Source organism: Bradyrhizobium sp. sBnM-33, assembly GCF_032917945.1.
Taxonomy (GTDB): domain Bacteria; phylum Pseudomonadota; class Alphaproteobacteria; order Rhizobiales; family Xanthobacteraceae; genus Bradyrhizobium.
Genome location: NZ_CP136624.1, coordinates 2,715,608 through 2,734,294 on the forward strand (window position 1 = coordinate 2,715,608; position 18,687 = coordinate 2,734,294).

Genomic DNA, 18,687 nt, shown 5'->3' on the forward strand with positions numbered 1-18,687 from the left:
CTCAACGCCCTTCCTCTGAGAGCGTAACCAGCACTGCGCCTCGCTCGAAGCTCTCGCCTCCGTTGAAGTGAATTCGGTCGATCACGCCGTCCCGTGGAGAGCGTATGATGGTTTCCAACTTTATGCTCTCGATTTTCATCAGCGCCGTGCCTGCGGAAACGGGTTGACCAGGCGAAACGCTGGTCGTAACGACGAGACCCGGCATTGGCGCGCTGGCCAGGAGATGATCTGCCTCATTATTCGCGCAAGCGAGCGTTCTCAACGGGTCGCGGTAGTGCAAAATGCGCGTCCTGCCGCGGATGTGCACGTGAATAACCTCGCCGTCGATGGCGAACCTGACCGGTTCGCTTTCGCCAGCGATGGTAAGGACGCCGCAAACGTCGCCTTACTGGGAGAACACGATTGGGCCAATCACTTTGTTACTCAAGAGAAGGCGATAGCCCTGTTGGCAACGTGAAAGCGATAACTGATAATCTACGCCATCAACTTCAAAATAGTGTTTCACGTCAGTTTCTCCAGCTGCCCAGCGCTGCGTGAAGCTCGGGCACGGCATCTGTCCATTCGCGGATAGGTCTCGTCAGGAGGGCGGCTGTGGCGAGGAAGGCAGATAAGTCGGACGCAGGCTCGGCCGATGCGATGTGCGGATTTTCCTCAAGATATCCCGTATGGACGTGTCCGCTCAGAAATGCCTCGTCGCGGAGGATACGTGTGAGAAAGTTTGCATTTGTCTCGCAGCCGAGAAGCACCAGCTCCCGCATCGCGCGATGGGCCTTCAGCGCAGCCTCAATGCGCGTCGGCGAATGCGCGATGATCTTTGCGAGCATGGGATCGAACGCTGTCGTGATCTGCTGGCCTTGCAAGATGCCGCTGTCGATCCGTGCGCCGTCGCCGTCCGGGTACTCAAGAACAAGTACCTTACCAGTCGTCGGAACATATCCACGTTCCGGGGCTTCCGCATACAGTCTAGCCTCGATCGCGTGTCCTCTCGAGACGATATTGGACTGGGAAAATCCAAGTTCGCGGCCCGCGGCGACATAGATCTGTTGAGCAACAAGATCGATGCCGGTGATCATCTCGGTCACAGTATGCTCGACTTGCAGACGCGTATTCATCTCAAGAAAATAGAACTCTCCACCGTCAAAGATGAATTCGACAGTGCCTGCGTTTCGATAGTTGGCGGCGCGCGCGATGCTGGCGGCGTTTCGCAGACCCGCTTGCGCAACTCTGGCGACAGTGCGGGCGACGGCGCCTCCTCGATGATCTTCTGGAACCGGCGCTGCACCGAGCACTCTCGCTCAAAGAGATGGACCACGTTTCCGAAGGAGTCGCCGAGCACCTATACTTCGATGTGCCGCGGGTTTTCGACATATCGTTCGACGTAAAGCCGGCCATCGCCGAAGTACCTCTGCCCCTCACTGCGCGCCTGCGCAATCGCGTCCTCCAGGGTAGCGAGGTCGCGTACGATCCGCATGCCCTTGCCGCCACCGCCCGCCGATGGTTTCACCAGCAAAGGAACTCCAACAGCTCGCGTCCTGAATGTGAATGTCGCTGGATCATCTTCTTCGATCGCCGAAGGTGCGACCGGAAAACCGTTCCGCTGAACGAAGTTGTGGGCCCGGATTTTATCGCCCATCAGTTCTATGCTTTCAGGGGCGGGCCCGATGAACGCAATGACCGCCTTTATCACGGCCCTGGCGAACTCAGCATTCTCGGAGACAAATCCATAACCCGGATGAAGGGCGTCGGCGCTCGCCTTGTGGGCAGCAGCGATGGCGCGATATCGAGATAGGCAGCTATTGGCGTGCGACCGCTGATGGCAATCGCCGTGTCAGCCATGGAGACAGCCGGCGTCCCCGCATCGGCATCGTGGTAGACAATTGCAGAGCGAAGCCCCAGCCTTCGCAAAGTCTTGATGATTCGTACGGCAATCTCGCCTCTGTTGGCGATCAGAATGGTGTGGAAGGGTAACGTATGCATTTCGCCTATTCGTCCAAGCAAGTGCCCGATGCCGGGAGTTCCGTCAGTCGCAAGCGGTTGGTGCCGCCTCAATTGCCCGCGCCCTTTCATCTGTCCTCATCCAGCGTTGCCGTCCTGGAATTCAGCCGGGGACTAGTACCTCGTCACAATGGTTCTGACTGGTTGATTCCGAGCCAATCTAAGATGGGCAGGTCTTCCGGAGGCACGAGGATTTGGATGCTTCGGGCGATGCCGGGTTGACGGCTGATGAGACCATTTCGTTCGAGCGTCACGATCATCTGGTGTACCGAGGGCGGACTGACTTGAAAGTGGCGCTGCATGTCGGCCTCGGCGGGCGGGCGCCGGAACATGTGGGCGTAGGTGTAGATGAAAGCCAGGTACTGGCCTTGCTTTTCCGTGAAGCCTTGAGCGCTGAGGCTGCGCGCGGCGCCTGATTTTCGATTCATTTGTCGATTCGTCCGGTCCTCCAACAGGGAGGTCGGGATGAATGTACGTTATCGGGTCGAACTGAGCCAAGCCGAACGCAGTGAACTCACCGCGATGTTGAGCAAGGGCAAACGGGCCGCCCGCAAACTCAAGCGCGCCCAGATATTGCTGGCAGCCAATGCCGGCTGCAGCGATGAAGAAATTGCGCGCACGGTAGCGGTGAGCGGTTCCACCGTGTACCGGACCAAGCGGCGTTTCGTGGAAGGCAATCTGGAGCGGGCGCTGAGCGAGGAGCCGCGTCCTGGGGCGGAGCGCAAGCTCACCGGCAAGGAGGAAGCCCTGTTGGTGGCCACCGCCTGCGCGAGTCCCCCGCAGGGCCGCGCTCGCTGGACGCTGGAGCTTTTGGCCGGGGCGATAGTCAATCTCACCGATCACGAGAGCCTGTCAGGCGAGACGGTGCGCCGGCGGCTGGCCGCAAACGGTCTTAAGCCCTGGCGCAAGGATATGTGGTGCATTCCAAAGGTCGACGGCGAATACGTCGCCCGTATGGAAGACGTGCTCGACCTCTATGCCGAGGCGCCCGATCCCGACCGACCGGTGGTCTGCTTCGACGAGAGCCCGGTCCAGCTCATCGGCGAGGTTCGCCAGCCGATCCCACCCGAACCGGGCCAGCTCGAACGCTACGATTGCGAGTACCGCCGCAACGGCACCGTCAATCTCTTCGTCTGCATCGACGTCCATTGCCCTTGGCGCAAGGTCAAGGTCGCCGAGCGGCGGACGGCAGTAGACTACGCCCACTGCATGCGCGAACTCGTCGATGTCCATTATCCCGACGCCGCGTGCATCCGGGTGGTGCAGGATAATCTGTCGATCCACTCCGTAGGCGCCCTCTATGAGGCATTCGCACCCGCCGAAGCCCGACGGATTCTGCGCCGCCTGGAGTTCCACTACACCCCCAAGCATACCAGTTGGCTCAACATGGTCGAGATCGAGATCGGCGTGCTCCGCGGGCCAGTGCCTGGACCGCAGAAACGACGACCCACACTGGCTCCGCCGCGACGCCTGGGAACGACAACGAAACGCCGCCGGCGCTCGCATCAATTGGATGTTCACAACCGACAAAGCTCGCGCCAAAATGGGCCGCGCCTATCCCGTCGCTGCCAAAGAGTCATAATCACTGTGACGAGGTACTAGATCATCGTTTTCTTGGTTCGAATCATATCAGGCGGCGTCGGCGAGTTTGTAGGACCAAGTATGGACGACGGGATGGCGATTGACGTCGTCGATTCCGGCCATGATGCGCTCTTTGAGTTCGTGCTTTGATGTAACCCTGATGTGACGCAGGACGGAGCGGGCGAACTTGGAGAAGAAGCCCTCGATGAGGTTGAGCCAGGAGCCGTGCTTGGGCGTGAAGGTAAACTGGAAGCGGCCTGCCGGTCGTGTGTCGAGCCAGGCTCTGGTTTCCCTCGAGATGTGCGCGGAATGATTGTCGAGGATCAACTTGATCGCGGTCCTGGCCGGATAGGCGGCATCGAGAAGCTTGAGGAATTCTACGAACTCTCGGCTGCGGTGGCGGTCTTTGACGAGCGCGTGGACCTTCCCGGTGAGCAGGTCAATGCCCGCCAACAGGCTGAGCGTGCCGTGACGTTTGTACTCATGATCGCGCGCGAAGGTCGCATGTACGCCCGGCACAGGCGGCAGATCCGGCGCTGTCGTCGCGACGGCCTGTATTCCCGGCTTCTCGTCGTAGGAGACGATCGCTACCGGTTTGTCCGACTTCTTCGATCGGGCGGCGGCTTTTTTCAGGACCTGGACCTCGCGATAGACATACAGAACCTCAGCCATCTTCTGCTCGAACTCGGCGTCGCGGTTTTCAAGATAGTAGCGCACCTTGTGCGGCTTGATTTCCTGCTGACCGAGAAGCTTGCACACCGTGCCCTGAACCAGACGGGCGAGACATTCATGTCCGGCCTCTGGTCCGTGCTCGCGGGCATGGCGGGCCAGCAGTCGCGTCGTCCACAACTCGTGCGGATAGCCATGCTCCTTGGCCTTGTCGCACGCCAGAGACACCAGCCAGGCCTTGGCCGCCGGCGTGATCACCGGCTCCTTGCCCGGTCGCGGGCGCTCATCGAGCGCCGCCAGCGCGCCATCAGCCGCCGCCCGCTCGACGCAGCGCTGGACCGTCTGATGATGGGCGCCAAGTCTTTGTCCCACCGCAAAGAACGACGGGGTCTCGCGGTAGGCAAGCAGCATCGCAGCCCGCGATACCCGGCGCGCCGGTTCGGTCCGCGACCGCGAAAGAGCCGTCAACGTTTCAATCTCTTCGTCGGTCATCGCCAACTCGACCGCTTGCCGCCATCCTGCCATGATGAAACTCCTCGTTCAGTCAATCGCAAACGAGGAATCCACAAACAAACCTCCCGTTCCATGACTGCCAAGTTCATGGAATCGGTCGTCTAGTCTCGAAGCGCGGGCGATCGAAGGCGCCGGCCTATTGGCGCTGGCTCATTTCGAGCCTTCCTTTCCTTTGGCAGAGTCTCGAACTGATATCACGTAGCGACATTGGTCACTCAGGTTTGTGAACTTGGCTCTGAGACAGGCAGTAATGGCGCCTGCATCAGGTATGTGGCTGCCACAAAAGCGAAACACGTCCGGAGTGCAAGCCTCTCGCTCCTCCGGTGTCGCCGGCCGATCTCGCGCACCCGCCTGTTCGGTGCATAGAGCTGTTGTCGTCACAACAGCAACAGCAACTGCTGTTGCACAGCGGTGTGCTTTGAAGAACCAAGACCCATGCGTTCGCTGCTTTTGATTCACGATATCCTCTTCAAGTCGATACATCCTGCGGTATTGTTCGTCCTGCGCGAGGCGCAGTATGACCTGTCTACCGGGAAACAGGCCGGAACCATTCAAAGCATTGACGGCCGCGGAAGCGCACATTGCGTATCTGTACACCCATCGCAGCGGTGCCTCGGTCGCTTAGTCGTGAGATACCGTAATTTTCCGAGCGCGAGGAGGCGGCTAACAACCCGCCAGTCGGCCGATACTCAGAGCCGCCAAGCAGGGCGAAACAACGATTGCGGCCCGGCTAGACGAAAGAAGTTACGATAGCGGTAAGGTATACCCCGCCAGCAATTCCGGCATTCAGCTACGTCCAACACGCCCCCGAAGCTGCACCTGGTTGGGGAGTGCGAACCATTATCGGCCTGTAACAGCTGGGGCCATCACCCACATGGTCCGCTCTCGCGACCTGCATTCCACCTCTTGCGAGGAGCGGCACGCGTGACATCGGAGATCGAGATTGTGCCAAATGCTTCGTCCTGTTCCGGCTGCAACTTGGCCAGTTCGCCATGCGCTCCATAGATCACTTCGCTTTCGGGGGAGTGCTCGAGGATCGTGACGGGCCCTTGCGGCGTGAGCTTAAGAGTTTGGGACATTCGCAATTCTCATCACCTGGCGGGAGGCTTTTAGATGGCCTTAGGGGCGCCACCTGCTTTTAAGATCGTACAATCTAACGCTGCGTACGATTCAAGCCCCTTCGAGGACTGCTCGTGTGGATATGTCCAAACTCGTGCGCCCCCACGAGCCATCTCGCGCGAATCAGAGTGAGAGGCCTTCACTGGCGCGGAAAATCTCAGTTTCATTCCCATCTAGGCCGAGGGCAGCCGTGCACGTGTTAGAAGTGACAGCTCCAGCACGGCTGATCCCTCCAAGCCGGCAAGTCGGAGAGATCGAAACATTAGATTGGTTTGCGATCCCAGTCAGCGCAAATCGCGCGACGTGGTAGCAGTTCGAAGAGGAAAGAGCTTTCAAGCCCGAGATGGCGGGCGGTTTAGATGCTGCGCGTCTAAACCTTCGTCCTGGCAGAAACTTGACCGAGTGCGCTTTCGAAGGAGGTCGTGGCGGCTGGGGGTGGTATCGTGCTGGTCCGGCTGCCACCAGGTGTGTACGAGGCATGAGCAAAGCAACTCTATCAACCGCTCAATGCGTGTGCCCCGCTTCGGCTTTCTCAAGCGAATCGCGCCCCGTGGCTTCGCTCCTTCCGAGATATAGGCAATTGGGCCGAATTTGTGAATTTTGCGGGGAGGGCGGCCTACGTAATGTTGGAGGGGCTGATGTCGCATTTTCTTAATGTACGAACTGCATGCTCATTTGCATGAAACCGATAGATCCGTTCTACGATCCCAAATTCTGGCGAGGCCGTGCGGAAGCGACGCGGACCAAAGCGGTGTCGTTCGCTGAAGGCAAGTCCAGAGATAGGCTCCTTAAGATCGCCGAGGAATATGAGAAGCTAGCCCGACGCGCAGAGGAGTGGCCGACGCTTAAAGAGGATGGCGACGCAGAGCCTAATCACAGTTCCTGATGCTTCGCCGGTTCTCGACAAAATCCGTACGCATCCGGCGTAGGCCGCAGGTTGATTGTATTAGTCGGGCGGCCAGCGCTTGAGCCAAGTCGGATTTTCTTTGTGCATCCGGACGAGCTCGATCAGATTTCCGAAGTCGGTGAAGGCCATGACGCCGTGTTCGCCGGCGCCATAGACCCAGATGACGTCGACCTCGGGATTTGGTCGCTCCGGCCCCTGAAACCGGGAGGCCTATTTAGGAAATAGTCTCGCTTGCCAAACGCTTTCTCGGCATATTGATCGATCGAAACGATGATCGCTTGGCCGTGCTGGTGGCAGGCGTCGAAGCGGCCGGGTACTCCTGGTGCGGCCGCGCCGCGACAAGCTTTGGATGTTTCCTGGCGGGCGCCGGCGCGGCCACGAAACGGCGGAGCAGTGCCTCTGGCGCGAGATCAAGGCGCCAGTATGCGGCGTCGCAGGATTTAGGCAAGCGCGAGGCGGCGAGTTGTCGTGCGTTTTCGTGTGCAATGTCGTGTTCGCAACATGTTGGCAGATACCAAACAAGTGCGGCTTTGGCTTTCGGAAGAGAAAGAACGCGCGGCGCTTCGTTTTGCGTCCAGCTGCCCGCGCAGCGGTGCGCGGAAGCATTAGGCGATTGGCACGGCTTTTGCTCCATTGTTTGCCAACGGCGTGCGGCTCTCTGCTTTGTCGGGATCGTCCGTTGCAGAATGTGAATCTCGATGTGACCAAAAGGCGATGGCATGAAGAATTGTAGTTCCGTGACAACCAAGGTGCTAGGCACGGCCATTGTTGCAATGGCCTTGACGACACCCACCGCGCTGGCGGTCGAATACAGAGCCGAATACAAAAGGGATAATAGCAGCAATCCTAGCCTCCGGGACGTTGCTGAAAACAAGAGCGTGCTTACCCAGATCACAGTCACCTCGGAACGACCAGCAAGCTTCACGCTTGCGAACGGCTTGCAGGTGGTGGTGATCCCCGATCATCGTACCCCGGTCGTGACCCAGATGATTGGGTATAAGGTCGGCTCCGCCGATGAGACGCCGGGCAAATCGGGGCTTGCGCATTTCTTCGAACACTTGATGTTCAAGGGCACAGCGAAGCATCCGCCCGGCGAATTCTCCCAGACCGTGCTGCGCGTCGGCGGCGACGAGAATGCCTTCACCTCGCCCGACTACACCGGCTATTACCAACGCGTGCCGCGCGAGCAGCTGACGAAGATGATGGAATTTGAGGCCGACCGCATGGCCGGTCTCGTTCTCCAAGATGAGAACGTGCTGTCCGAACGCGATGTTGTGCTCGAAGAATTCAACATGCGCGTTGCCAACAATCCCGATGCGCGGCTCACCGAGCAGATGATGGCGGCGCTTTACCTCAACCACCCCTACGGCCGCCCCATTATCGGCTTTCGCCAGGAGATCGAGAAGCTCGACCGCGAGGACGCGCTCGCGTTCTACAAGCGCTTCTACGCGCCGAATAACGCGATCCTGATCATCGCCGGCGACGTCGATCCCAAGGAAATCCGCCCGATGGTGGAAGAGAATTTTGGCGACATTCCTGCGCAGCCCGCGATCCCCGCGAAGCGCGTGCGGCCACAGGAGCCGACGCCCGCGGCACCCCGCACCGTGACGCTCTCCGATCCCCGCGTCGAGCAGCCCACCTGGCGCCGCTCCTATCTCGTGCCGTCGGCTACCACTGCGGCCGCAGGCGAGAGCCCTGCGCTTGACGTGCTCGCGCAGTTGATGGGCGGCGGGATCAACTCCTATCTCTACCGCGTGCTGGTGATCGACAAGCAGCTCGCGAGCAGCACGGGCGCGAGCTACGAGGGCACCTCGCTTGATGCCTCGCAATTCATGATCTCTGTCATGCCGAAACCTGGCGTCGAATTCGCCCAGATCGAGGACGCGATCGACAAGGTGATCGCCGACCTCGCGCAAAATCCCGCGCGCGCCGAGGATCTCGAGCGCGTCAAGACCCAATTGATTGCGCAAGCGATCTACGCCCAGGATGACCAGGCGACGCTTGCGGGCTGGTATGGCACCGCGCTCACCACCGGGCTCAGCATCGACGATATCCGAAGCTGGCCGGACCGCATCCGGGCCGTCACCGCCGAGCAGGTGTGCGAGGCCGCGCAAGCATGGCTCGACAAGAAACGCTCCGTGACCGGCTATCTGATCAAGGAATCTGCGCCCAAACGTAAGGAGAAGCGCTCGTGACCCATTCTCTCACTCGGCGTGCCGTCCTCGGTGGGGCCTCGCTCGCGATCGCGACGCTCGGCTCTGCACCATCATTTGCCGCTACCAAGATCCAGCGCCTGATCTCGCCCGGTGGCATCGAAGCCTGGTTCGTGCAGGAGGCCACCGTCCCGCTGATCGCGATGGAATATGCCTTCGGCGGCGGCGCCAGCCAGGACCCGGCTGAGAAGCCCGGCGTCGGTCACCTGGTCGCCAGCCTGCTCGACGAAGGCTCCGCCGATCTCGATTCCAAGAGCTTTCACGAGCGGCTCGACCGCCGCGCCATTGAGCTGAGCTTTACCTCGTCCCGTGACCAGTTTCGCGGCTCCTTGCGCATGCTCAAGGACAACAGGGACGAGGCCTTCGACCTACTGCGAATGGCGCTGACCTCGCCCCGTTTCGATGCGGCCGATGTCGAACGGATCCGTGCGGCGGTGCTCGCGAACCTTCGGCGTGACTCCACGAATCCTTCAACGCTCGCCAATCGCAAGTTCCTTGAAGTCGCCTTTAACGATCATCCTTATGCTCGCCAGGCCGGAGGCACGGTCGAGAGCGTGCCGAAAATCGACGTCGCCGATCTGAAGGACTATGTCCGCCGCGTGATCGCCAAGGACACGCTCAAGATCGCGGTGGTCGGTGACGTCGATCCAGAGACGCTTGGCAAATTGCTCGACAAGACCTTTGGCAGCCTGCCGGCCAAGGCGCAGTTGACAGAGGTCCCCGATGTGGTTGCGGCAAAGCCGCCGCAGCGCGTCTACGTTCCGCTCGACGTGCCGCAGACGGTCCTGAGCTTCGGCGGTCCGGGCGTCCGCCGCAGCGAGCCGGATTTCATGGCGGCCGATGTCGTCAACCAGATCCTCGGCGGCGCCGGTCTGTCGTCGCGGCTGTTCCGCGAAGTCCGCGAGAAGCGTGGGCTCGCCTATTCCGTCCATGAGACGCTGCTCTGGATGGATCATTCCGCGCTGTTCGTCGGCAATACCGGCACCCGCGCCGATCGCGCCGGCGAGACGGTGGAAGAGATCGAAAAGCAGGTCCGCCGCATGGCCGAGGAAGGCCCGACCCAGCAGGAGCTCGATAATGCCAAGTCGTACCTGAAGGGCTCGCAGATGTTGGCGCTCGATACCTCGTCAAAGCTTGCGCGGGCGCTGCTGCAGTATCAGCTCGATAAGCTGCCGATCGACTATATCGAGAAGCACTGCGCGCTCGTCGATGCGGTGACGCTGGAGGATGCCAGGAAGGCGGCGCAGCGGCTGTGGGGCCAGGGTCTGCTCACCGTCATCGTCGGCAGCTCCCCGCAGGCCGCAGCCCAGTCGACCACCGCGCCATCGGCCACGACGCCGCCGCCAGCGGCAGTACAGCCAGGCGCCGCGCCATCCGCCGCAACGCCGGCAACACCCAATTGACCTTTGTGTTCGTGAGGTGACATTCGGTGCGCGTTAAGGACAAGCTGTCATATAGCCGTTATTTGGCCGACGTCCGACCTGCCTACATCAAGGGGCGGCCTCGCGAGAGCCCGTCACTTCAGTTAGTCGTTACGCATCCGAGGACTGCCGCGCAACGATTACGCGCGCGCATAGACGGTCTGGGTTATGATGGTCGCTAGCCGGTTGAGACGTTCAGGTTGCGACGGACCGCTGATCAGAGGTGTTTCTCGACCGCGCGTAGCCTTTTCCATTCCCAAGGAAGCAACTCGTGCAGGCGCGAGGCAGGCAGATCGGCGATACGGGCCAGAACATCGGCGAGCCAGGCTTGCGGGTCGACATCGTTGAGGCGTGCGGTGGTGAGAAGCGTCAGCATGACAGCGGCGCGGTCTGCCCCGCGCTGAGAACCGGCAAAGATCCAATTGCGTCTTCCGAGAGCGATACCGCGCAGCGCTCTTTCCGCAGCGTTGTTGGTCAGGCAGAGTCTGCCATCATCAAGGAAGCGGGCGAAGTCGGCCCAGCGCTTGAGCATGTAGTCGATCGGCTCGCGAACCGCGGAGGAGCGCGAGAGTGTGGCGCGTTCGGTCGAACAGCGGCTTGCTCTTTTGCTGTCGCACGCTGAGCCGCTCGGCGGCGGTCAAGCCGTTGATCTCGCGCTCGATGACGAAGAGTGCATCGAGGCGTCTGACCGCCTCCAGCGCTATCGGGGAGATCGGCTTACCCTTCTTGCCCTCCCGGGCATTTTTTGCGATGTCGGCCAGCTCGAAGAACTTTCGCCTCGCATGCGCGAGGCAAAATGCCGGCATGATCGGCAGCGCTTTCTTCTTCGGATCGAACAGCGGCTCGAAGCCGTTGTAGCAGTCCGCCTGGACGATTCCACTGAACCGGGCCAGATGTTTTTGTGGATGCTCACGAACATCGGATCGCGATACGCACCCAACCTTGGGAAGCCTGCCAAAAGAATTGCCGAGATCGCGGTACATCGCATCCATAACGCGGGAGGTTTCGCGGAGGTAGGTGCTCCGTCCCTCCTCAGTATCGGGATAGACAAGTTTGGGGCTTGTTTTGATGTGCTCGAAAAAAGCGGCGAGGTCGCCACCAAAGCCAAGCGAGTTCTTTAATCTTTCCATCTCTCCGTGGATCCGGGCCGACCTCCTCCAGCCCGTACTCGTGGATTTGTGTCGCCGACGGCTCCGTCGTGGTCATGTGCCTGAGCGCCTGCGCGTAGAACTCAACCCCCGTTGGGGTGCTTCCAGGCGCCATCGTCACGTGCTGGACGAGGCCTCGAGCCGGCCCGCCGCCGCAATCAAATCGACGTAGGCCGGCTGGACGAACCTGATCATTGCTTCGATGGCTGCTTCAATAAGCTTGGGCTTCATCACGTAAGATATGGGCAGCGCCTCGACCTTCGCGCGGAAGTCCGCAAGCCACGTCGAGTCGTTTCCTGAACCATGAAAGGGCACGCCGCCCAGAAGAATGCGACAATCCCGGATGACCTTGTCGTAAACAAAACCGGGGAGCAAGGATCCCCTTGCGAGAACGCAACTCGACACCATCGATGACTTGTGCGACCAACCTGCGGACGCCCTCGAGGCGAGAGATGTACCCCCGCCACCATTCCCGCGTTGATCAGTGAAGTGGGTCATATGGCGAAAGAGATGGTTGTCACGACCACTGTAATTGGTCCACGGCAGGTAAGCGCGTCGGTGCTTAAGCGCCAACGCTCCGTGAGCATGGTTTCGGCGCTTAGACCGACACGAAATGCATCCCAGTTAGTATGCTGGCTGCCAATGATCCTGTCAGCCGGCGCCGGCATATATACATGGGGTTGGCGATTTGCACGCATCCCGTCGAGTCGGAGCTCTGGCCGTAATAGGGCCAGCCGATGAATGCGCCGACCTTATGGTTGGTGCCGCGCAGCAAATCGTAACCGGCGTCGGCCGTGTAGTATGTGAACCTTCCGTTGGCCTGGCCTGTTGATACAGGACAACGAGCGTTCGATGCCCCAATCTTCATTGTTTATGTTTCCTTTGTTGAAGCGCCCGGGGCCAATATTGCCCTTCAGGAATATTCCCCACGGGCTGTCAAGACCGCCAAATAGTTCTCCGGAAGTCTGTCCAGTCCGTGATAAGTGAGCCTCGAGATGAGAATGCTAGGATCTCCAGGTATATGAGGCGCAGCGCTATGGTCTCATTGGAATCGTCCCCGGCTGCGCCAGAGCCGCGATCCGCCTTCGAATGACTAATCGGCCGTGTACGCAATGGGCGGCACGCTGGTGGGTTCTTTTGCATACAGCGGCGCGTCAGACCATTGCGCCGCCCGCGGGTCGGCGCCAAAGTGGTAATTCAACCCGACCTTTCCAATGTGATAGTTGCTCGATAGGCTGGTTGTGTTCGCCGGAAGAATTGCAAGCGGTGGAAACTGCACGGTCGGAGCGGTCGCGACACTCGGCCCGCCAAAATGCAGGTAGTCATACTCAAATTTGACGGACCATGCAGGCGTAACCGCCTGCCTGCGATGCAGAAGACTTCATCTGGTGCGGCTGCCGGGGCCGGCTGATGGCCAAGGTGCCCGGCTTCGCCCAGGCCATTGCCGCTGGCGCATCACCGAAATGGACAACTGGGACAGCGACTTCCTCGATCTTGTCGAAGAGGCGCATCTCACCTTCGAGGGTAAGTCCGATTGTGAAATCGCCTTCGGTGCGCTGAAGCGCCTTCTCGACGTCCGCTACAGCGCGCGAGACGGTTCGGCCTGCTCGGAGTTTCTCATGGGAAGGACACGACGAAAATGACCCCGCCTGCGGTCGCGGATCGGTTATGATCGGCACTGCGGGCAGGCTCGTCGGCCAATTCTTCATACACAATGGCGACGATACAAGCTTCGTTTGCGAACGCGGCTGAGTGCTTCAACAGCCCTGGCAGGTCAGCATCACCTCATCGAGTGCTGCTTCGGTAAACCGAAGCAATTTCGCCGCGTGGCGACCGGCTACGAAAAGACGGCCAGAAACGACCTGGCCGCCATCACGATCTCGGCTGCCGTGTTATGGCTCGATAGATCTCCACTCGAAAGGATCAGGGTAGCGAAGCCGCACCGTGGCCCTGCGCAGTGTCCCAAACGAACTTCGCGCCGTCCGGCAGTTCGCAGATGAATTCGCCCTGATTCACGACTTCGGTCGCCCCGGCGGTCAGCTTGAAGGCCCGCACCGTAAGCTTGCCTTCGCGGCTGAGGCTGTGGCGGAATGTATTCCGTCAATCCACGGTTTGATGCGCATTGGCAAAGCTGATGCCGTTCTGGGCCGTCACCCTGAAGGCACTTATAACCAACCCGGCCTGCGTGGCCGGCCCGGGCTTGCCGCCATCGACGGTGGTACAGCGGTTCAGGTCCAGTATGAGCTTCACATTCTTGCCGGCCTGCAGGGCACTGAGCACCTCGGCGTATTTCGGCGAGGGCTCATCGGCCTTGGCGATCGTGCTCACGCTTACAGCCGAAAGCAAGGACAACAGGATCGAAAGGCGTCTGCCACTGAACTTCATACGCTCTTCTCCTCCACAACAACCGCAGGCAACGCAAGCGCCAACTTGCCCGATGTCGTGTTCGCAAACAGCCTGGCGGAGTCCGGACATATTCGGTCGCAACAACTACACGTGTCGCAACCGCGCGCAAGTCGTTGCGAAGGATAATCCAACCTCACAACCTCGGTACGTAAGGTATGCGAAGTGGCTTCACCATTTGTGACACCCTCTGCACTGTTTGGTCCAGCGGGTGGCAGCGTCGAAAGTACAAACGGCAATAGTGCGTGAATGCAAAGGAGGCCGATATGACCGAGAGGGTGCAGGCTCACATATAAGCGTAAGCGGAAGAGTTTCGAACGAGCATTCAAGAAACGGGCATCTTGCCGAGCACTCCGTGTGGCCGCCCGGCAGGGACGCACCGCCCGAAGAAATGGTCGGGGAATGGACCGCCGGCGAAATTGATGCGATGGGACGACGAGCAAAATACTTGCTCGGTCAAGGGACTTTGATCTCGGTATACCGAAACAAGCTTGGCGGAATGTCAAATGGCGCGACGGCAGCGTTGACTTCTTGACCTCGCGCTTTGCGCGGCTCCGGGTCCGCCCCGCTCATCGCAATGACTGGCTGACCCGCGGCGCTCCCGCTCAGAACAGAGGGTGACATGCCGGACTCGTTCGCTACCATGCGGCGGTGCCTCGCGAGCGTATTTGCTTAGACGCTACCTAGATGTCCGTGCTGCGCTATCGAAATGGAAGCTCATGCGCCGTCATGATTTGTGACGCAGTAAATCTAATCCGTTCGGATATCGGCGTCCCTCTGGTCACAGGCCGCGCAAAGGAAGTCTCCCCGACATCGAATTTCGGCAATCGTCCGGCCACCGATCAAATCGATCTTGATGGCGTAACGCAAACTAAGCCCGGAGGAGATGGCCCATACGTACGCGCGCCCGCCCGCAAATGAAAATCCGTGTGGCCGGACACCGGCGATTTCGACGCGGATCATCGGCACCTTTTCGTGTGGCATATTATTTGCACGGGTTTATCTGGGTTGGACACGGCCAGGTGCCGCGCCATGCCCCAACCGGCCCGACGCACCTCATACCCGGCAGTGTGCGTCGGGCCGGTGCTGTTTCAGCATAGGAGATCGACGCTCGACCGCATTCATCGGTGTTAAGTCGGATGCAGCCGTTTGTGCGATGACCGATACAACGGTGCCGTTTCACTCGCGCTGTGCGAGGTGTAACACTGTGCATTGCCGCGCGTGCAACATCAAAAGCGCTTTCTGTGGTTCTGGCATGGAGAGCGCGTTCGCCAACGCGTCTAAGCTGCACCGTTAGGACTGATTTGCAGAGCTCAAATGATGCGCGATTTTCCGAACATCTCGATCAGCCTGTCTGTCGTTCCTACTACCGGATGGGGGCATCTCCTAGTTCGATATCGCAACGGCCGCGCTTCTACGCGCGGTCCTGAACGGAGGCTGCAAAGGTTTCCCAGCACCAAACACCATAAAATCGATTTCCGTTTATGGCGATCTTCCGATGCGTTACATTGTAATCGATTCTGTGGCTGATCTTGGGATGGAGTCACATAGCGGCCACTTCAGGCTGTGTTACGCTTGGGGAATGTCACGGCTCGCCAGCATATTCAGCACGTATACTGAGATCTGACCCAAGACCCGTAGCAGCCTCGCATATCGCATAGGGGCCGCCACCTGGCCGACCACGCCGCAGGAGATATCGGCCTTTCGCGACAGCGAGGAGCGCGCCTCTTGCCGATCACGAAGGCGGGGATCAAGCCGGAGGGCGGGGGTTAGGGTAAGATCGATCGACCGAGCAGGCTCGGATAGCGCTCTGCTGATCCGGGCTATGCTTGTTTCGTTTCATCCGGCTGCTTGCTGCATCCGCGTGCAAGCACGAAGCAAACGCGTTGTTAAGAATTGGCCCGCACTGATCTGCGCGATTCCGATTCGTTCCTTGCGAACAAAATAGAGTCGAATGGAGAACAAAGCTGTGATGCTGCTTGTCTCCCTGCTTCAGGTAAGGATCGGCTGGAGTTATGATCATCCGGCCGAGCAGGGCGCGGCTTCATGGCGAAGAAAGCGGGCAAGCAAGCATCGCGGCATACGGTCCTCGTGATCGACATCGGTGGTTCGCGTGTGAAGGTCACGACCAACAGGGAGCGAACCAGGCGCGCGTTTGCGTCCGATCCCGAGCTATCAGCGAGAGTGATGGTCAGGAAGGTCAAGGCGCTGACGAAGGACTGGTCCTATGACGTCGTCGCGGTCGGATATCCCGGACCTGTGGTCAACAACCGGCCCCTGTCGGAGCCTCACAATCTCGGTCTCGGGTGGGCCGGCTTCAATTTCGAAAGGGCCTTCGATCGCCCGACCAAGGTCGTCAACGATGCGCTGATGCAGGCGATCGGCAGCTATCAGGGCGGCCGAATGCTGTTCCTCGGCCTCGGCACGGGTCTTGGCTCCGCGATGATCGTGGATGGCATTCTGGAATTGATGGAGCTGGCTCACCTGCCGTACCGCAACGGCAAGACATTCGAGCAATATGTCGGCGCCGCAGCCCTCAAGCGCGTTGGCAGGAAGAAATAGCAAACGCACGGTCGATGACGTCATCAGGCGCCTGCTCGCAGCCGTGGAGCCGGATTACATCATGCTGGGCGGCGGCAACGCCGGCAAGGTCGACAAGCTGCCGCGCAAGGTCCGCCTCGGCGTCAACACCAACGCGTTCGAGGGCGGATTTCGGCTGTGGAAGAAGGGGGTAGTTAGATCGTCCGGCGTACGGCGATAGAAAATGCCGCAGCTGCATAGGCGCGTGAGCTTTGCACCTGGATTTGAATGGCCTCTCAACGATCGACTGTCTATGGTGTCCGCATGTCCCGCCTTGTGTATCTCTTCACTGCTATCGTCCTGTCGCTGTTATCAGTCGCGCTCTGGCCGCACCGCTTCAAAAGCGGCCGGCTCCGCGCTGGCACGGCTATGGCTTCCTGCCGGGTGACCAGCAGCCGCTGAACAACAGCCTTCCACTTTACGCCCAGAAAGACGCGATGCGGCGATCGGCACGCCGCGACCGGCGCCCTTGGTACATTGACCCGGTCCCCCGTTACTACGGGTATGATGGCGCCTGGCACTATTTCGGCCGGCCCGGCTTTTACGACAGCCGCTACAATGGCGGCAGCTTTGGCCCGTGCTGAACGCGGACGCCGACCGGGCCGATCTGGAATTGCGGCTGATTAGGTGGTAGGGCGCAATGGCGAAGCGTATTGCGGCGTCTGGCGTTGGTGACGGCTTAAGTTGGGCTAATCCAACTGGCGTGCGTACGCACGTGCCTCCAATATTCGCGACCCGCTGAGAGAGGTCAGTCGATGACCTCAGGCGTGTATGCCAGATGGCGCTTGCCAACGCGCCCATCCTTGTGGCGCGAACTTGGCTGCTTTGGCCACGCCGCCTTGCTCATGAGAACGCGTAAATGACCCAGCAGATGCCGACCCACAGTAGCGCGTTGAGGAGGACCGCCGCAAGCGGCCAGAAGTTCCACACTATCCGCGGCTGTGAAGCATCAGCATGCAATGCGCGATCGGCCTTACCGCCTTCAATCACGCGCGGTTGTGGTTTGCCCCAGTGCGTCATCCGTATCCCATGCTTGCGCTGCGCTAGTCGATTTGGGTCCCAGCAAATCGAGATCACCAAGTCAAGTGAACGTCGCCATCCCGATGCCGATAGAATCACGGCCGTGAGGCTGGCGAGCCTGATCGTCCGCCTTGCCGACTACCAGATCCCAGCCGACCTGCGGTCCAGGGCTGGCTCTTCGAGCACCTAACCATAGCGCTCAATGATCACGTGAGCCTCAGGCCTTTCGGAGATGAACCCCAGCGTTGCTTCGCGGTCGGCGCTTCCCTTCGACGACGCGGCACCTTGCTCAATGGGACCATGGAGCTCCTGCGGCATCAGCCAGCGCGAGGCATCATCACCAATCAATTGAAATCTCGTGACGAAGGCGAGCTCGTCATAGCCGATCTCGTATTGATCCGCCCGCGTGACTGTCGCGCCCTCGATGCCCTTCGGCTGCATGGCCTCATGAACGCTGGGCGAACTCACTGACTCGATCACGGCTACCTTAAAAGGTGTCTCGGCGAGGCAGATCGATAATTTTACGAAGGCCATCCTCTTGGACATCTCCGCGCCGTTCACGAGATTCGCACTCTTCCAAAGTAGGAAGTTTCCGATCGTGTTGATGAAGCGGCCTTCCGGTAGTACGGTTTCATCCACGACCAGCTCCGTTGGTCGCGTGTCGGCCGAGATCTGAAATTGCGCACCTTGCGTGACGTGGTTGTAACATTGTCCATTCGCGCCCGATCTCATAGCTGCCCCGTGACCAGCCGTCCGCTTGATGGTCGAGGCTATCTCCTTGGTCGGTGCGGTTAAGTTGGCGGCGAGGGCCACATTAATGTCTGCCGCTTGTACAGTTACGACTAGCCTCAACGCCGCATTGATCAATATCAATCGAGCAAGTCTCATTGTGAATTCCTGGGTCGGTGACCAGCGCGCCGCCTTTTAACTGCGGCATCTTCATCTCAGCAATCGGCGTGCCGAACGCGAAAGTGCTGTGCGCGTCGCTTGAAGAAGAAAAAGCACGTGCCCGAAGCGGCACCCGCGGAATGATTTAGGTGCAGTAGTCGGATTCTCCACATCAACGTCCGCAACCGGACACGACTGGTACGACAAGATAGATGACAAATGACGCCGGT

General features: G+C 59.8%; 13 protein-coding genes and 7 pseudogenes. 9 read left to right on the forward strand and 11 right to left on the reverse strand.

Annotated features, from left to right (window positions below):
• Position 1: 1 nt before the first annotated feature.
• Positions 2 to 205 (reverse strand): acetyl-CoA carboxylase biotin carboxyl carrier protein subunit, encoded by a 204-nt coding sequence (locus RX328_RS43515; RefSeq protein ID WP_375293265.1) that lies wholly within the window; start codon positions 203 to 205, stop codon positions 2 to 4.
• On the opposite strand from RX328_RS43515, the gene RX328_RS12480 reads away from it, so the two are divergent.
• Positions 164 to 457: a hypothetical protein gene (locus RX328_RS12480; protein WP_213255943.1), complete on the forward strand. Its 294-nt coding sequence runs from the start codon at positions 164 to 166 to the stop codon at positions 455 to 457. The genes RX328_RS43515 and RX328_RS12480 overlap by 42 nt on opposite strands.
• A gap of 49 nt (positions 458 to 506) precedes the next feature.
• On the opposite strand, the gene RX328_RS12485 is transcribed toward RX328_RS12480, so the two are convergent.
• The 3 genes and pseudogenes from RX328_RS12485 to RX328_RS12505 form a co-directional block, all read right to left on the reverse strand.
• Positions 507 to 1,073 carry a hypothetical protein gene (locus RX328_RS12485; RefSeq protein WP_249727136.1) on the reverse strand — a complete coding sequence of 189 codons (567 nt, stop codon included), beginning with the start codon at positions 1,071 to 1,073 and terminating at the stop codon, positions 507 to 509.
• Positions 1,074 to 2,067, reverse strand: a pseudogene (locus RX328_RS43520) (biotin carboxylase N-terminal domain-containing protein); the annotation flags it as partial.
• A 53-nt stretch (positions 2,068 to 2,120) separates the two neighbouring features.
• Positions 2,121 to 2,423, reverse strand: coding sequence for a LexA family protein (locus RX328_RS12505; protein WP_213255929.1), 303 nt, complete (start codon positions 2,421 to 2,423; stop codon positions 2,121 to 2,123).
• A 37-nt stretch (positions 2,424 to 2,460) separates the two neighbouring features.
• On the opposite strand from RX328_RS12505, the gene RX328_RS12510 reads away from it, so the two are divergent.
• Positions 2,461 to 3,577, forward strand: a protein-coding gene (locus RX328_RS12510; RefSeq protein WP_249727131.1) for an IS630 family transposase whose coding sequence is annotated in 2 segments (ribosomal slippage) — positions 2,461 to 3,408 and positions 3,410 to 3,577 — 1,116 coding nt in all. Because the reading frame shifts where the segments join, the coding sequence is not laid out codon by codon here.
• Between the two features lie 47 nt (positions 3,578 to 3,624).
• Here the strand turns inward: RX328_RS12510 and RX328_RS12515 are convergent.
• Together RX328_RS12515 and RX328_RS12520 are read right to left on the reverse strand one after the other, a co-directional pair.
• Positions 3,625 to 4,770: an IS630 family transposase gene (locus RX328_RS12515; protein ID WP_213255931.1), complete on the reverse strand. Its 1,146-nt coding sequence runs from the start codon at positions 4,768 to 4,770 to the stop codon at positions 3,625 to 3,627.
• A gap of 854 nt (positions 4,771 to 5,624) precedes the next feature.
• On the reverse strand, positions 5,625 to 5,837 hold the full coding sequence (locus tag RX328_RS12520) for a hypothetical protein (protein ID WP_108521523.1): 213 nt from the start codon (positions 5,835 to 5,837) through the stop codon (positions 5,625 to 5,627).
• A gap of 1,266 nt (positions 5,838 to 7,103) precedes the next feature.
• On the opposite strand from RX328_RS12520, the pseudogene RX328_RS12525 reads away from it, so the two are divergent.
• The 3 genes and pseudogenes from RX328_RS12525 to RX328_RS12535 all read left to right on the forward strand — a co-directional run.
• Positions 7,104 to 7,199 (forward strand): annotated as a pseudogene (locus RX328_RS12525) (NUDIX hydrolase); the annotation flags it as partial.
• A gap of 304 nt (positions 7,200 to 7,503) precedes the next feature.
• Positions 7,504 to 8,979 carry a M16 family metallopeptidase gene (locus RX328_RS12530; protein WP_375293253.1) on the forward strand — a complete coding sequence of 492 codons (1,476 nt, stop codon included), beginning with the start codon at positions 7,504 to 7,506 and terminating at the stop codon, positions 8,977 to 8,979.
• On the forward strand, positions 8,976 to 10,400 hold the full coding sequence (locus RX328_RS12535) for a M16 family metallopeptidase (RefSeq protein ID WP_213255933.1): 1,425 nt from the start codon (positions 8,976 to 8,978) through the stop codon (positions 10,398 to 10,400). Before RX328_RS12530 ends, RX328_RS12535 begins: the two co-directional genes overlap by 4 nt.
• A 235-nt stretch (positions 10,401 to 10,635) precedes the next feature.
• Here the strand turns inward: RX328_RS12535 and RX328_RS43525 are convergent, their stop codons facing one another.
• From RX328_RS43525 to RX328_RS12550, 3 genes and pseudogenes are all read right to left on the reverse strand, one after another.
• Positions 10,636 to 10,794 (reverse strand): transposase domain-containing protein, encoded by a 159-nt coding sequence (locus RX328_RS43525; protein ID WP_375293254.1) that lies wholly within the window; start codon positions 10,792 to 10,794, stop codon positions 10,636 to 10,638.
• A 72-nt stretch (positions 10,795 to 10,866) separates the two neighbouring features.
• Positions 10,867 to 11,548 (reverse strand): annotated as a pseudogene (locus RX328_RS43530) (IS66 family transposase); the annotation flags it as partial.
• A 135-nt stretch (positions 11,549 to 11,683) separates the two neighbouring features.
• The gene (locus RX328_RS12550) at positions 11,684 to 11,941 is read right to left on the reverse strand and encodes a hypothetical protein (RefSeq protein ID WP_213255935.1); all 258 of its coding nucleotides are present in this window, start codon (positions 11,939 to 11,941) and stop codon (positions 11,684 to 11,686) included.
• Positions 11,942 to 12,976: 1,035 nt separating this feature from the next.
• Here RX328_RS12550 and RX328_RS12555 point away from each other — a divergent pair.
• Together RX328_RS12555 and RX328_RS12560 are read left to right on the forward strand one after the other, a co-directional pair.
• Positions 12,977 to 13,318: pseudogene (locus RX328_RS12555) on the forward strand (hypothetical protein).
• A 14-nt stretch (positions 13,319 to 13,332) separates the two neighbouring features.
• A pseudogene (locus RX328_RS12560) lies at positions 13,333 to 13,467 on the forward strand (IS5/IS1182 family transposase); the annotation flags it as partial.
• Positions 13,468 to 13,666: 199 nt separating this feature from the next.
• Here RX328_RS12560 and RX328_RS12565 read toward each other — a convergent pair.
• Positions 13,667 to 13,951, reverse strand: a complete 285-nt coding sequence (locus tag RX328_RS12565) for a VirK family protein (RefSeq protein ID WP_244608742.1) — start codon at positions 13,949 to 13,951, stop codon at positions 13,667 to 13,669.
• Positions 13,952 to 16,015: 2,064 nt separating this feature from the next.
• Here RX328_RS12565 and RX328_RS12570 point away from each other — a divergent pair.
• Together RX328_RS12570 and RX328_RS12575 are read left to right on the forward strand one after the other, a co-directional pair.
• Positions 16,016 to 16,730, forward strand: a pseudogene (locus RX328_RS12570) (ROK family protein).
• Positions 16,731 to 16,813: 83 nt separating this feature from the next.
• Positions 16,814 to 17,133: pseudogene (locus RX328_RS12575) on the forward strand (hypothetical protein).
• Positions 17,134 to 17,755: 622 nt separating this feature from the next.
• Here the strand turns inward: RX328_RS12575 and RX328_RS12580 are convergent.
• Positions 17,756 to 18,457, reverse strand: coding sequence for a molybdate ABC transporter substrate-binding protein (locus tag RX328_RS12580; protein WP_213255937.1), 702 nt, complete (start codon positions 18,455 to 18,457; stop codon positions 17,756 to 17,758).
• Between the last annotated feature and the right edge of the window lie 230 nt (positions 18,458 to 18,687).